Source organism: Xanthomarina sp. F1114, assembly GCF_026410255.1.
GTDB lineage: Bacteria > Bacteroidota > Bacteroidia > Flavobacteriales > Flavobacteriaceae > Xanthomarina.
This window is the reverse complement of record NZ_JAPMLL010000007.1, coordinates 55,922-71,062: the sequence shown is the minus strand read 5'-3', so window position 1 is coordinate 71,062 and position 15,141 is coordinate 55,922. Positions and strand designations below refer to the sequence as shown.

Here is a 15,141-nt window from a genome sequence, read left to right as displayed (position 1 = left end):
ATTTTTATTGACCCAAATGCTTCTTCTTTGCATAATCGAATCCCTGCTGCCACCAATCCGTCATTAATCGTTTACTAAAAATTAGAGAGTTCTCTGTTAGGCTAGATGGCGTGTAATACAAGTTGAGTTTCACCCCTTTGTTTACGGCTGCTAATTTTCCAATAACAACATCATTATGCCCAACTTGATTAAGTAAATGCCCAAAAAGATTTATCATTAGTGAAAACGGATTTTTGCCTAATACCTTTTGTTTTTCTATATTTTCGGTTTCTAAAATAATAGCGTCTACCTCTGTAGCACCTCGCTTAATGGCTTCGCGAATTGGCACAACACAACCTAAGCCTCCATCTGCATACTCAAAGCCATTTACTTTAGCAATGGACATAAAAGGAATATAGTTACAGGAAATCCAAATCCAATGACAAAATTCCTCATAAGTAAAGTCGTTTATAGATTTATATTCCACCGTATTCATAGATAAATTAGACACCGTAACGACTACATCTGATTTTTCTGCTTTAATTTTATCAAATTCCTCTTTAGTAAAATTGCGCTTAATACTTCGTCTTAAAGCATTACTCTCCCCAAAAGTCCGTCTCATTCTTACAAATTGCCAAATGGAATTAATAAAATCTATAGACACATATTCTCTATCCCCTTTTTTACGCTGAACAAACGGGCTAACACTAAAAATATCGTGTTGCTGCACATTTGTAAAGATGTCATATAATTTTGGAATATTATTTACTGCTAAGTGCGGAATTAACAAGCTACCGGTAGATGTTCCTAAAAACATATCGTAGGACTTTTCTTGATGTTCCATAAGGTATTGCGCTACTCCTCCGGCGTAAGCACCCTTGCTTCCACCTCCTGAAATTACTAATGCTCTCATTTATTCTCTAACGGACTTACAGATTCGTTTTTAAATTTGGCAAAATTAAAACCACTTTGCCACCATTGGGTCATTTTTTCTTTATTAAACACTAAAGAATTGGTAGTTAAAACGGTTGGTGTATAATAAAAATTAATAATCGCATCCTGATTTGTTGCCACAAACTTACCAATTCTTATATTCTGACTTTCAATTCTGTCCAACATAAAAGCAAACATATTTGTTAAAAGTGAGAAAGCATTTAAAGAAGGCATTCTATTAAATTGCATAACTTCAGTTTTTAAAATAATAGCATCTACATGCGTAGCTCCACGTTTAATTGCTTCTTCAATTGGAACCATTGACCCCAAACCTCCATCTGCATATTCGCAGCCGTTTTTTTTAGTCAAGGTCATAAATGGGGTGTAATTACAGGAAATCCATACCCATTCGCAAAATTCGTCATAATCAAAATCTTTTATAGATTTATACTCTATTTGATTAAGTGATAAATTTGAAACCGTTATAACCACATCTTTTTGAGATTTTTGGAGTTCTATAAATTCCTCTTTAGTAATAGTTTTTTTAATCATTTTTTTAAGATTATAACTTTCGCCAAAGGTTTTACTTCCTCTCAACAAATTTCGCAACACATTAAAATGATTGATTTTAATTGTCTCTACGCCCCATTTTCTTTTTATGGTAAACGGACACACGCTAAAAATAGCTTTCTGATTGACATTTGTATAGATTTTCTTAATTTTATCAACTTTATTTAAAGCCAAATGAGATACTAACAAACTTCCTGTTGATGTTCCTAAAAACAAATCGTAATGAAGTTTTTTATTTTCAATAAGATATTGTGCCACTCCTCCAGCGAATGCACCTTTACTGCCTCCTCCCGAAATAACTAATGCTCTCATTTGCTTTGTTTTTGTAACCTTAAAATAGTTTGTTGATAATCTGAATTCTCTGATAAAACATCCAACAAATTTTTAGCATATTTTTTAAAACGCCAATTATAATGTTGAGATGCTTCTATTAGATTAGATAACACTTTATCATTAAAGATACTCAAAGAGTTTAAATAATTAAAAGCCATTAGTCTTACTTCAAATCCATATTTAGGATCGGTATAACTTATTAATTCATTTAAAACCTCCATTTTACTATCTGACAAATAAGAAGGTGTAGAAAGAGCAAGCGCCAACCATAGCTGTTTCACATTTTTATCGCTTAACCCAATTATTTCGCGAGTTTCATTTAAGTATTCTGCTCTATTTTCAGGAAAATTAATCCATAGATGAAACAAAGCAGATTCCATGGTAATATAAGATGGATCCAGTAATAGGCTTTCGTAATCTTCTTTAAGTTTAAAAGGAATTTTATCCATATTCTGAGCAATAGCCTGTCTTGCCATTAAAGAACCTTCAAAAACCTCAGAAGTCACTCTATTTGGTACTTGTGAGATAAGTTTCTTCTTAGCTTGATCTGAAATTGGAGCTGTTAAATAATAATCGCATTTAGAAGTCACTAATTCACAGTCTACCATTTCGTGCTCCTGAATAAAAGCCGATTGCATCAAGCTTTCGGTTGCTTCTTCAAACGGAAATTCCACTTGAACTAACCATGTATTTTCAAATTCGGTTAAATCTTTTCCACTTGTTTTTTCAACTTCTGAAATAAAATTGGATGTTTCGACAACTGAAAACGGATGAGCTTTTAAATAATTTAACACAGCTTCTTTAAAAGCCTTATCTCCCACTTTCTCTCTTAAAGCATGCAGAACCCACGCTCCACGTTTATAAAATGTAGTGCTGCTAGATTTGGGATTAAACAAAGACGTACTTAATCCTGATCTATTTTGATCTACTAATTCTTGAGCATACTCGTAAAGACTCCAGTAATAATGGTTTTTACCAAAAATATCTTTTTCAGCTAAAAGCGCGTAATAACTTGCAAAACCTTCTTGCAACCAATGGTGCTCGCTACTTGTTGCTGTAACATAATTACCAAACCATTGATGTGCCAATTCGTGTGCATTAACATTTACATAGTTTCTATCTACAAACCCAATTGAATCAATTACAAAAGCATCAGAAAAAACTGTAGCACTTGTGTTTTCCATTCCTGCATATAGAAAATCATGTACGGGAATCTGCTTGTAGTTTTGCCAGGGATATGGGAGGCCAATTTCATTTTCAAGAAAATCGAACATCTGCTTGCTATAACGATAAGTAGGCTCCACTTTTAAAGAATCTTCTGGATAATAATACTTTTCTAAAGGAATGCCACTTTTTGAGGTTTCTGTGTGCACATTATATTTTCCAATTACTAAAGCAAGTAAATAACTAGACATGGGTTCTTTCATATCGAAATGCCAAGTTGTATTTTCAACATTAACCTCTTTGTCGATAAGGACTCCATTAGCAATAACTTCGTATTCGTTATTAAATGTAATGGATAAGTCGAATTCTATTTTATCGTTAGTATCATCTAAACTCGGCATCCAGTTACTCGTATACTTCCCTTGTCCTTGCGTCCAAATTTGGTTTGGCGCTCCATTATCCCATCCTACAAAATACAGGGCTTGTTTTGGTTTGGCTTCATATTGAAATTTTAAATGATGGTTTTGGTTTTTATTAAAATCAGAATAAATAATAAGTTTTTTTCCATCATTTCTATAAACAGCTTTCTTATTATTTAATATTATTTCATCAAACTCCATGGCTATAGCATCCAAATAAACAGAATCTACAGATCCTAAGGTTTTAAAGTGATAATCCACCATACCATAAACCTTTGAAGAGTCTACACTAAAACTTAATTTTACTTTAGCATGAGTAAAATCGACAACTTCTGTTTGCTGAGGAAACACAAAAACACTCACAAAAGCAGCCATCAAACCAAAGATTTTTTTCATTTATTAAATATTTAAAATATTACACTATTAAAAACACTATAGGTTAATTTTGACACTGAGGCTACTTAAATAACCGTTCAATCATAGTATTTTATATGTTGAAGATAATAAACCTTGATTCAAAAAAAAAGCACGTTAACTAATAACGTGCCTCATTTTTATAAAGTTTAAACTAAGTTCTTAATTTACAGTTGGTTTACTAATTGGCGTATTACTTTTAACAACAACAAAAGTAGATGTTGCGTAATAAGCATCTCCATTACCCCCATTATTAACCCAATCTTCATAATCGTACTCAAAAACAAAACTAGTTCCGGCCATAGACGAACCAAATTGATCCTTACGAACTGGCACCTCCATTCCTGGACACCACCCAGCTCTATCAGGTTGCCAATTTCCCGGGCTCTGATTACTTACAGGGTTTGAAGCACAGCCAATAGGCCCCATATAATGTTCGAATGTATTTGCTCCGTTAATAACAATATTATGAGTTCTATAACACCATTCGGCACAGCCTCTACCTCCTGGATCATTAGGGGTTGCATGTCCCCATCCAGAAATAATAGTTCTCAAATGTGTACTTTCTGCATTTCCAGGGATAATGACAGTTTTACCTAAATCGAAGTTATGAGTCACTCCGTAAGGCACGCCAGAAGAGGACCAGTCGTCGTAAGCTATTACTCTAGATACGGCGTAATACGGATAATCTGGAGTTCCTTCAATATAATCGAAATCTACTGAAATCTCATACCCTTTCGAGTTCCAACATTCGGTTCTAATTCGCAATTCTACAGCTCCGGTTAACAAGGACTTAAAGTCAGTAACATCAAATTCAAATCCGCGATCTAACTGACTATTATCGTTCCAATAAGGCGTAATATATCTTCCTAATTCATAAAGTTCTCCGGACTCTGTATCCAATACTTTTACATTAGCATATACATCCCATTCGTCGCAACCACCAGAAGGACATCGTAACTTCACATACATTTTAATTGTTTCTATATCTGTTAAATCGTCATGTAAATTAAACGTCTGAGTGTTCGATTGATCAAACCCGCCACCAAAAGCCAACCTCTCTCCTACAAAGGTTTGGTAGTTATAAATTTCCGGACCAACAACAAGGCCTGTACCGGATAAATTAAGAGTTTTTGAATTTGCGCCTGTACTTTTAAACAATACAGTTCCATTAATTGCACCTACTGCAGTTTCTGCAGGAGCAAAACGCACATAAACAGTTTTATTTCCAGAATTAGCGTCAGTTTTAGTGATAGAAACACTGCTTGAGAAAGTAGCATCATCAAGAGAAACTTGAAAATTATCACTCGCTTCAACCAGCACATTAGCAGTTAAATACATTCCTTTTATCTCAACAGATTGAGAACTGGAAAAACTTAAAACGTCTGTATCGCCAAAATCTGATACAGTTCCAGTTAAAACTAATTCTGATTCTGGAATAGGCTCTGGAGTATTTGACTGATCGTCACTACTGCAATAAAACAAAGTGAACACTAGCGCCATCATAGATAGAGCTTTAATTTTTGAGGTAAATTTCATATGGTTATTTGGTTTGGTTAGTTAAAGTAACAAGATACAAAATATTAGTTTTTTATTCTATAAACTTGTAATTTAGATTTAATTTTACAGAAAACATTTCACTTTTAGCAAACCATGCTACAAACCCCAATAGACTATTTAAAAGGTGTAGGTCCAAATCGAGCCGATTTACTCAGGAAAGAATTAGGCATTCACACCTATCAAGATTTAATTAATTTATTTCCAAACAGATATTTAGATAGAACGCAATATTATAAAATCCACCAGCTACAACGGAATAATGCCGAAGTACAAATAGTTGGTCAAATTATAAACATAAAAGAAGTTGCACAAAAACGAGGAAAACGCCTGGTTGCAACCTTTAAAGACGATACCGGTACAATGGAACTAATTTGGTTTCGAGGTCAGAAATGGATTCGTGAAAACCTAAAACTTAATAAACCTTATGTTATTTTTGGAAAAGTGAATTGGTTTAATGGTGTTTTTAGTATGCCACATCCGGATATGGAACTTAAGGAAGACCATGAAAAGAATTTACGTTCTGCCATGCAACCCATTTATCCTTCTACGGAAAAACATGCAAATCGAGGAATTACCAACCGGGTGATTAATAAAATCATGCAACAATTGTTTCTTGAAACTAAAGGGCGTTTTGTAGAATCTCTTTCTCCAAATATAATATCTGAACTAAAATTACTCTCTAAATCTGAAGCTGTTTTAAACATTCATTTTCCAAAAAACCAAGCGCTTTTAGCACAGGCACAATTCCGATTAAAATTTGAAGAATTGTTTTATATTCAACTGCAATTAATTCTTAAAAATTTAATCCATAAATCGAAAATTAAAGGCTTGCCCTTTACGCAAGTTGGAACCTATTTTATTACTTTTTACAAGGAGCATTTACCCTTCGAATTAACCAATGCACAGAAACGCGTACTGAAAGAAATTAGACAAGATTTAGGGAGTAACGCGCAAATGAACCGACTTTTGCAAGGCGATGTAGGCTCCGGAAAGACCATTGTAGCATTTATGTCAATGTTAATGGCACTTGACAACGGATTTCAAGCCTGTTTAATGGCGCCGACTGAAATTTTGTCAGTCCAGCACTACAACGGATTACTTGAGCTATCTAATAAATTGAATATCAGTATGAAACTACTTACCGGCTCAAGTAATACTTCAGAAAGAAAAGAAATTCATAAATCTCTAGAAAATGGCGAATTAGACATCTTAATAGGGACACATGCCTTGCTTGAAGATAAGGTTAAATTCAAGAATTTAGGACTGGCAATTATTGATGAGCAGCACAGATTTGGTGTCGAACAAAGAAGTAAATTATGGAAGAAGGGGCCTCCTAAATCTTCCCAAAACGAAACAAGTTCTAGTGCAACTCCACCTCACATTTTAGTGATGACTGCTACCCCTATTCCAAGAACTTTAGCCATGTCTGTTTATGGCGATTTAGACATCTCTGTAATCGACGAATTGCCACCTGGAAGACAAGCTATAAAAACGGTTCACAGATACGATACGAACCGACTAAAAGTCTTCAGATTTATTAGAGATGAAATTGATAAAGGCCGTCAAATTTATATCGTTTATCCTTTAATCCAAGAAAGTGAAAATATGGATTATAAAGATTTAATGGATGGCTATGAAAGTATTGTTAGAGACTTTCCTGCTCCTACTTATCAAATTTCTATTGTACACGGAAAAATGAAACCAGCAGATAAGGATTACGAAATGCAACGCTTTATTAAAGGCGAAACTAATATTATGGTTGCCACAACCGTTATTGAAGTTGGGGTAAACGTTCCAAATGCTTCAGTTATGATTATAGAAAGTGCCGAACGTTTTGGTTTATCTCAGTTACATCAATTGCGTGGTCGCGTTGGACGTGGTGCCGAGCAAAGCTACTGTATTCTTATGACTAGCCATAAATTAAGCAGTAATAGCAAAAAACGCATTGAAACTATGTGTAGAACTAACGATGGTTTTGAAATTGCTGAAGTAGATTTAAACCTTCGTGGTCCAGGAGACATTATGGGAACCCAGCAAAGTGGTGTTTTAAACCTAAAGATAGCCGATTTACTCAAAGACAAAGACATTCTTCAGTCTGCTAGATATTATGCGAAAAAAGTGCTTCAAAAGGATCCCAGGTTAGTTTCTCCAGAAAATAAAACCATCTTATACACCTATAAACAGCTTGGAAAGTATAAAAACATTTGGAATTATATAAGCTAGTGCTCAGTATTGTAAGTTGTTATAAGACTTTCACAATCATCTAATTTTTTACATAACTATTCACCATTCAATTACTTCCAGATAATTGACTTTTTAGTAACTTCTTCTTTGGCTCCACTAATATGAAATAACCTGGCTTTTACTAAAATTTTTCTTCCTTCTAAATGCCTTGTATAAAACATTTTTGATTTACCCATATAGTTTTTCCAATGCTTTAGAAAAACATCGCTTCTTTCTTTGTTATCACCAAACAGTTTAGGTACTGGAAAATAATTTTGAATATCTAATTTCTTCCGATACCAAATGTCTTTTACTATAATATAACGTGGATTTCCAATTGGCTGCAATAACTCTTCTAAAGCATTAATAAAAAGCTTACTTTCAATCTGATTAGCTCCTTTAATGGAACAAATAACATCGCCACGTTCTAAAAGTTCTGTTTCTATTTTTATTTGGGATTTATCTGAAGTTATATGCTGTAATTCTAATAAAGTATCGAGAATGGCATGTGCCATTTTTTCAATATCCTTATGTATCATACCATAACGCAAATACAGCTGAATGGCTTTATACGCTTTTACACCAAAGTTTAGCCCTAAAAACCCTAGTAGAGAGTACATAAAATAAATAATTCCTTTGCTGAATAATATATTGAAGTTTTTTACAAAGAATTCGGGTAAAAAAACCAACAGCGTAATGGTGAGCTCAACCATTGTGTACTTTACAGCATCGTTATAATAGATTTTCTTTTGAATGGGATAAGGCTTCTTTCCTTGAAAATGATAATTTACTTCTCTCCCCAATTGACTGCCTTGAAAAATGGCTTTTTCCCATTTATTAGAAATAATACTTCTTTTGCTTGAGTCCACTAAGGTTTGTCTATTTATAATATCTACATCTTCAAGCTTTATGGTTTCGGGGATTCCCAAGCGCTCAAACCCATTAGAAATATAGTTCTCTTCTGTATTTGATATTCCTAAAAAGGCATCAAATCTACGTTTAAGTATCTCTAAATCTCTACCTCCATTATCTGTAGTTGGATCAACACATGCTAAATGCCATATATTGCCGGTTTTTGATGGATTTCCAATTTGCGATCTAATGGCCCTCCCTCTCATTTGATTTGAAGTAACAAACGAGCCCACAAAAGATGCTAAAATTAAAGTGTTTATTGCTGGCGCATCCCAACCTTCGCCTAGTAAAGATTTTGTACCGACTAAAATTTTTAATTTTCCTGACTCAAACAACCTCGTTATAGCGCCAACTAAACTTTTTTTTGAGTTTGTTTTTTCTTCAACAATAACGTATTCTCCATCACATTCAAGGGGTGTTATTTTGTAATCCTTTTCTTTTTCATAGAAATAGAAATCGGCTAATAAAGCTGCATGAATAATAACTAAGCTTCCGGAAAGAACTGCAAGCATTTTTTTATCTTCTATAGAAATGCGCAGGTTTTGAAAAATAGGAACAACCCCTAGTTTGTTTATATTCTTTATTGCGTTTTCAGCTGAATTTAAAAACTCCTTCCGTATATAATCTGTAAGTATTACACTTTGCAACTGATTTCCAAGATTATGAGACTCATGAGCAATGATTTTTACAATACTTCGTAATTTACTCGGACTGCTAAACAACGATTTGTAAATACGGTTATTTCCGATAAGATTGACTTTATGTGTATCTAAAACGTTTAATTTCCGAAGTGTTTTTTCTAAATCAGGAAGCTTATCTTCGTAATCAAGTAAATTAAGCTTATCGTCAATTATGTTCTGTAATAATAACTCAACCCAATTGTTAGTTAACGGAGGGATTTCAATTTTATCTTTTTTTTCAAAACCTAAAACAGCCAGTTTTTCAAATGGAATTTCTTCGCCACTGGTTTTTAAAAAAATAATTATGGCAGAAAAGAATTCCGGATTACTATAAATTTCATCAATAACTCCTGTGGTATTTCTGTAAAAGCGATGCCTCTTTAAAAACAGCTTAAACTCTTGATCCGTTTTCAAATCGTTAATAAAACGAACTATTTTCTGTCTAAAATTAAATATGTAATTAATTTCTAAGTCACTAGGTTTAGACAAATACACAAAGTCTTGATGTGGACACAGATTTCCTTCTTTCACCAAATCTGGAGTTGCAATTTCATCGTCTATTTCTCCACACAATTGGAAGTATTTACTAATTTCTGCAGACCCACTATCGTAAGGAGGTGTTGCTGTTAGAGCTACCATAGTGTACAAAGAGCTCGATTTAAGTTCGTAAAGACAAGTCCACCAGGTGTTTTTTAAATGATGGGCTTCGTCTAACACAATAGTTTCTATGTCATGATCTTTAAAGTATTTAAAATACTCGGCTTTATCCTCAAAAGACTTATAAAAGCTATGTAATGATTGATAGGTTGAAAAGTTGATATCGGATAATGCTCTAATATCAAATGAAACCGGTTTAAAAATTTCCCCTTTTACAAAAAAGTTTTGTAATCTATCTTCCCATTGGTTTCTTATGGTTAAGTTGGGTGCGAGTATTAACGTTTTTTTTCCAATTCTTTTTACTATTTCTAATCCTAATACTGTTTTTCCCGATCCGGGAGGCGCAATAACATGAAAGTGGTTGTCCGAGATATGAGCAGAGAAATTATTTAAAAAATTCTCTTGATAGGTTCTCCAAGGAAATACGAACTGCAGGTCTATAAAAAGATTTTTAGGCAAAGAAAAAAGTTTATGAAAGTCAAATCTATTGTTAATTTGGAATATAAGCAATTTGCCACCATGTTTTATATTTAAAAAATTACGGAGTTGGGAAAACAAATAAAATTAAAAAATTTCTTAAGAAAATATTCGAGCTGACTGTGCTAAAATGCTTCTAGAAACCTATAAGCAAACACTGAAACTTATTCAAATATAAAAGCCACACAACGCTGTTCTATGCACTTATTAACTATATTTGATATTATATAATGAGTTGTCCGTATTTAGGCATCATCTATAAAAAAGAGGTACACAAGAGCAAAACCTATCCCCAGAAAACAAAGTTTATGTCAAATATTTCTGAACAAAAGCTAGCCTATATTGGCTTAATTTTCATGACAGCCATAATAGGTTTGTCATTCATTTTTGTCAAAATAGGACTAAGATATGCTAGTCCTATGGACTTATTAGCACATCGTTTTACAGCTGGAGCGCTTTCAATTGGTGTTTTATGGGTTTTTGGTTTTATAAAATTATCTCCTTTTAGTTGGTCTAAAGTAAAATCGTTACTGTTACTTTCCTTGTTTTATCCCTTATTATTTTTTGCATTCCAGACTTTCGGTATGGAATACAGCACAGCAAGCGAAGCAGGCATTATTTTCGCAACAGTACCAATAATCACCTTAGTTGTTGCTGGTGTTTTTCTAAAGGAAAAAACAACTCTTATACAAAAACTAGGAATTACATTATCCGTTGCAGGTATTGCCTACATTATTTACCGTACGGGCAGTCTTTCTGAAAGCGGTTCGTTTAAAGGAGTTGTCCTACTACTATTATCAGTTTTTTCTGTTGTAGTTTATTACACTTTAGGTAAAAAAATTAGTTTGGAGTTTTCTACTTTAGAAATTACGGTATGGATGACACTTTTAGCATTTATAGCTTTTAATACCTGGAGTATTATCGATCATTTTCAAACCGGCACAATAAACGATTTTTATAGACCATTAAAACAAAAGGAGTTTCTTTGGACTGTGTTATACTTAGGAGTATTATCCTCCGTAGTAACCTCTTTTTTAACAAATTTTGCCTTAAGCAAAATTCCTGCTTCTCAAATTGCCGTATTCAATAATTTAAGTCCAATAATCACAATATTAGGAGGTGTAGTATTTCTAGGTGAAACACTACATCATTATCAAATAATTGGTGGGATTTTAGTAATCTTAGGCGTGTTTATGACACAAATGTCTAACAGAAAGAAGCTTTAAATAACTAATAATATTAACTGAATTATGGGAAGAATAAAAAGAGTGAAACTTAAGTCTGAATATATCTTAATCTGTATTGTTTTATTTACCACCACGGCTTTGGCTCAAAATGAATACAAAGAGACACAAGGATATTACAACTTACCAAGTTTTGAAGTTGCCTCAGGAATTTATCTTTTAGAAAACAAAACATTCTTTTACTACGCGTCTTTTGGGAATATAGACTTGAAAATTTATGGAGAATATAATATTGAAAAAGATGGTTTATTAACTTTTCAACCAGATAAAAAACTGATGCAAGAATTCAATGTTTATGGCACAACAAACAACATAAAGAGCGATAGCATTATATTAACTTACCAAAAGCCATATAATGGAGAATTTGAAAACATAGTTGTTAATAATATTGAATTTCCTAAGTTTAATTCAACAGAAAATACGGTTTCCATCAATATTAACAAACCGAAATCTGGCATATTAAACATTAATCTTCCCAGTGCTGCAAAGGAAACAAATCTCTACACAATCCAGCTAAAAAATGATGAGGATGAGGTATTAATTTTTCATAATTATTATGCACATATGGTGAGAGGGTTTATTTCTAGTACATTTACTATAAAAGATGAGTTTTTAATTTACGACAATAAAAAGTCAGCTAAGCAAGAAATCACTGATAAAATAATTAATGAAGTTATTGCATTTATCGACCAAAAAAGAAATAAGAAGACCATTAATAGAAATGAAAAAACATACAAAGAGCTAACAAACACCACAAAAAAATAAATGCATTGCTGTTTAGTTTCTAAATTTTGACAAGATTGCTTCTAATTAATTCAAAAGCTTATTTAAAGAATATTAGGTTGCTTAAAGTCTTACTCTTGTAATAACTGCTCTACAAAGTTTTCAAATTCCTTTGTGAATTCTGTATATTTTTCGCCAGTAGCTGGTCCATTAAACCCTGTATGTATTTTACGAACCTTTCCAGTTTTATCAATAAAAATGGTGGTCGGGTAACTCAACACCTGATTTAACATAGGTAATTTTTCTTGGGCAGATACTTTACTAGAACTTCCATATTGAGCCAATAAGATTGGGTAATCAATATTTAATCGGTTTTTTAATCTTTTTATGTTTGCAAAAGCCTTTTCTTCGGTATCTGTATATTCAAATGCCAAGCCTATAATTTCAAAATCTTTGTCTCTGTTGTTTTTGTAAAATTCTGTAAAGTATTTACTTTCATCCAAACAATTTGGACACCAGGTTCCCATAATTTGAACCAAGACTACTTTATTTTTAAAACGTGCGTCTTCCAAAGAAACCAGACTCCCGTTTTCATCCGGAAAAGAGAAAGCCACTTGCTCAAAGCCTTCTTTTAAATAGGTTAAATTATTAGCATCAGGTAATTCGAATGCATCGTTACGTTTTGCCGTAAAAGGCTCTTTATAGTGGTTTCCAGAGTAGAACATGCCTTGCATTGTACTGTCTGTAACCGTTGCAAGAAACAAATACGCATGAGCTCCATCGAAAGTTGAGAGCTTTAATTGATTGTCTTCTACAATCCCCTCTAAATACCTATAGTCTCCAGTTGCTGTTCTAAAGGTTCCAGTTACTTTATTTTTTTCTTGTTTAAAGATGCCTTTTGCAATATACTTATCGGTTTCTGAGTTAGGACTAAAGGTAGTTTCCCAATTTCCAGAGACATCTGTTTCTGGTTTATTTGTAACCTCAAAACGTTGCGTTTCTCCATAAATAGCTCTAAAAGGAACACTTCGGTTTAAATCGTCTTTATTATAACTTCCTTCTAAACCCGTTTCTGAAATTTTTGCAGCTATATAACCCTCAAAAACTGGAGGACTTATAAAAACAGAATCGTTTTTATATTTTATTTCATCCACTTTAATAACTTCTTCTGCATTAAAGATTTGGATTTCATTTTTGGTTATAACTTCAAAAATAAAAGGCATGTCGATACTGTCGTTTACTTCCAACAGCGCTTTGTAGGTTCCTGTTTTTAAAGTTTTGTTCTGTTCGTTTTCAGATTTACAAGAAACCAAAATAACAAGTGCAACAAGTAGGCTATATACTTTCATTCTAAAATTATTTAATGGAATTGATTCTTCGCTTACGTTCTGAATGGTCCCTTCCTGTGATAAAAAAAAGCGACCAGTTGGTCGCTTCATCTTTATTTAGTTTTCTTCGGGTTAAATATGGGAAGCAATTGGGTAGAGACTTCACCAAAACCTATTCTGGTGCCATCTTTTTCGCAATGACCTCTCATAATCACCGTATCGTAATCGTTTACAAATTTACGTTCAGTACCGTCTTGAAGTTTAATAGGCTTCTCTCCTCTCCATGATAATTCCAGCATAGATCCGTAAGAATCTGGCGTTGGACCAGAAATAGTTCCAGAACCCATCATATCACCAGAATTAATTGGACATCCATTAACGGTATGATGCGTTAACTGCTGCACCATATTCCAATACATATATTTAAAATTAGAATGACTTATAACCGTCTCTTTTGCTGCCTTAGGCTTTAAGGCTACTTCCAAGTTAATATCGTAGCTTTTCTTTCCTTTATATTGTAAATATGGCAGTTGTGGTTTTAAAGGCTTAGGTCCTTCTACACGATAAGGCTCTAAAGCATCTAAAGTTACTATCCATGGAGAAATAGACGAAGCAAAACTTTTTGCTAAGAAGGGTCCTAAAGGCACATATTCCCATTTTTGGATATCTCTGGCAGACCAATCGTTGAACAATACAAGTCCAAAAATATATTCTTCAGCCTCTTCAATTGGAATTGGTTCTCCTAAATCGTTAGCATCTGTAGTAATAAAAGCCATTTCTAATTCAAAATCCACTAATTTTGAAGGCCCAAAAACAGGGGTGTCACTTCCTGCAGGAAGGGTTTGTCCTTGTGGTCTGTGAACCGGAATTCCCGAAGGAATAATAGAACTACTTCTTCCGTGGTATCCTACAGGAATGTGTAGCCAGTTTGGCATTAAAGCGTTTTCTGGATCGCGAAACATGGTCCCCACATTAGTTGCATGTTCTATACTTGAGTAAAAGTCAGTATAATCTCCAATTTGCACCGGTAATTGCATTTCAATTTCATCTAAACGAAACAGAACAATTTCCTTATGTTTTAAGTTGTTTTTTAATTCGCCGTTTTCTGCATCGAAAATTTCAGCAATTCTATTTCTAACTAATCGCCATGTTTTTCTTCCATCTGCAATAAAATCGTTTAAGGTATCTTGAAGAAAGATATCGTCGGTTAACGGAATTCCATCAAAATAGCCCAATTGATGTAAGGCTCCTAAATCGATAGCTGTATCTCCTATTCGAGTTCCTATTGTAATAATATCGTCTCGGGTAAGAAACACGCCAAATGGAATGTTTTGAATTGGAAAATCTGAATTTTTATCTACGTGTAACCACGATCTTCTATCTGGATTGTTAGCTGATATTGGCATAACCATTGTGAGTTTATTTATAATGTTAAAAATCTATTCAAACCTACATAACTTTTTATTTTAATACTAATAATTAAGAAAAAATGTGGTTTTGCTTTCAATCGTTAATGAAATATTAA

The 15,141-nt window shown here is 33.4% G+C and carries 10 protein-coding genes; 3 read left to right on the top strand and 7 right to left on the bottom strand.

Annotation, left to right across the window (positions count from 1 at the left end; all coding sequences use genetic code 11):
* Positions 1 to 4 precede the first annotated feature (4 nt).
* The 4 genes from OS188_RS07165 to OS188_RS07150 form a co-directional block, all read right to left on the bottom strand.
* Positions 5 to 892 carry a patatin-like phospholipase family protein gene (locus OS188_RS07165; RefSeq protein WP_267148144.1) on the bottom strand — a complete coding sequence of 296 codons (888 nt, stop codon included), beginning with the start codon at positions 890 to 892 and terminating at the stop codon, positions 5 to 7.
* Complete coding sequence (locus tag OS188_RS07160; protein WP_267148143.1) at positions 889 to 1,794, bottom strand: patatin-like phospholipase family protein; 906 nt, start codon at positions 1,792 to 1,794, stop codon at positions 889 to 891. Before OS188_RS07160 ends, OS188_RS07165 begins: the two co-directional genes overlap by 4 nt.
* Positions 1,791 to 3,794 (bottom strand): M1 family metallopeptidase, encoded by a 2,004-nt coding sequence (locus OS188_RS07155; RefSeq protein ID WP_267148142.1) that lies wholly within the window; start codon positions 3,792 to 3,794, stop codon positions 1,791 to 1,793. Before OS188_RS07155 ends, OS188_RS07160 begins: the two co-directional genes overlap by 4 nt.
* 180 nt (positions 3,795 to 3,974) lie before the next feature.
* Positions 3,975 to 5,351 carry a peptide-N-glycosidase F-related protein gene (locus tag OS188_RS07150; RefSeq protein ID WP_267148141.1) on the bottom strand — a complete coding sequence of 459 codons (1,377 nt, stop codon included), beginning with the start codon at positions 5,349 to 5,351 and terminating at the stop codon, positions 3,975 to 3,977.
* Between the two features lie 114 nt (positions 5,352 to 5,465).
* Between OS188_RS07150 and recG the strand changes: the two genes are divergently transcribed.
* Positions 5,466 to 7,595: an ATP-dependent DNA helicase RecG gene (gene recG, locus OS188_RS07145; protein WP_267148140.1), complete on the top strand. Its 2,130-nt coding sequence runs from the start codon at positions 5,466 to 5,468 to the stop codon at positions 7,593 to 7,595.
* A 71-nt stretch (positions 7,596 to 7,666) separates the two neighbouring features.
* On the opposite strand, the gene OS188_RS07140 is transcribed toward recG, so the two are convergent.
* Positions 7,667 to 10,303, bottom strand: a complete 2,637-nt coding sequence (locus tag OS188_RS07140) for a DEAD/DEAH box helicase family protein (protein WP_267148139.1) — start codon at positions 10,301 to 10,303, stop codon at positions 7,667 to 7,669.
* Between the two features lie 326 nt (positions 10,304 to 10,629).
* Between OS188_RS07140 and OS188_RS07135 the strand changes: the two genes are divergently transcribed.
* Both OS188_RS07135 and OS188_RS07130 read left to right on the top strand, forming a co-directional pair.
* A complete protein-coding gene (locus OS188_RS07135) occupies positions 10,630 to 11,547 on the top strand; it encodes a DMT family transporter (RefSeq protein WP_267148138.1) in 918 nt (305 codons plus the stop codon).
* Between the two features lie 24 nt (positions 11,548 to 11,571).
* Positions 11,572 to 12,330, top strand: coding sequence for a hypothetical protein (locus OS188_RS07130; RefSeq protein ID WP_267148137.1), 759 nt, complete (start codon positions 11,572 to 11,574; stop codon positions 12,328 to 12,330).
* An 89-nt stretch (positions 12,331 to 12,419) separates the two neighbouring features.
* Here OS188_RS07130 and OS188_RS07125 read toward each other — a convergent pair whose 3' ends face one another.
* A complete protein-coding gene (locus tag OS188_RS07125) occupies positions 12,420 to 13,637 on the bottom strand; it encodes a TlpA disulfide reductase family protein (protein WP_267148231.1) in 1,218 nt (405 codons plus the stop codon).
* A gap of 92 nt (positions 13,638 to 13,729) precedes the next feature.
* Positions 13,730 to 15,022 (bottom strand): fumarylacetoacetase, encoded by a 1,293-nt coding sequence (gene fahA, locus OS188_RS07120; RefSeq protein ID WP_267148136.1) that lies wholly within the window; start codon positions 15,020 to 15,022, stop codon positions 13,730 to 13,732.
* Between the last annotated feature and the right edge of the window lie 119 nt (positions 15,023 to 15,141).

Bases quoted from the DNA above. Each gene is read 5' to 3' on its own strand.
- OS188_RS07125 (WP_267148231.1), bottom strand. From the start codon at position 13,637: ATGAAAGTATATAGCCTACTTGTTGCACTTGTTATTTTGGTTTCTTGT.
- OS188_RS07165 (WP_267148144.1), bottom strand. From the start codon at position 892: ATGAGAGCATTAGTAATTTCAGGAGGTGGAAGCAAGGGTGCTTACGCC.
- OS188_RS07150 (WP_267148141.1), bottom strand. From the start codon at position 5,351: ATGAAATTTACCTCAAAAATTAAAGCTCTATCTATGATGGCGCTAGTG.
- OS188_RS07130 (WP_267148137.1), top strand. From the start codon at position 11,572: ATGGGAAGAATAAAAAGAGTGAAACTTAAGTCTGAATATATCTTAATC.
- OS188_RS07160 (WP_267148143.1), bottom strand. From the start codon at position 1,794: ATGAGAGCATTAGTTATTTCGGGAGGAGGCAGTAAAGGTGCATTCGCT.
- fahA (WP_267148136.1), bottom strand. From the start codon at position 15,022: ATGCCAATATCAGCTAACAATCCAGATAGAAGATCGTGGTTACACGTA.
- recG (WP_267148140.1), top strand. From the start codon at position 5,466: ATGCTACAAACCCCAATAGACTATTTAAAAGGTGTAGGTCCAAATCGA.
- OS188_RS07135 (WP_267148138.1), top strand. From the start codon at position 10,630: ATGTCAAATATTTCTGAACAAAAGCTAGCCTATATTGGCTTAATTTTC.
- OS188_RS07155 (WP_267148142.1), bottom strand. From the start codon at position 3,794: ATGAAAAAAATCTTTGGTTTGATGGCTGCTTTTGTGAGTGTTTTTGTG.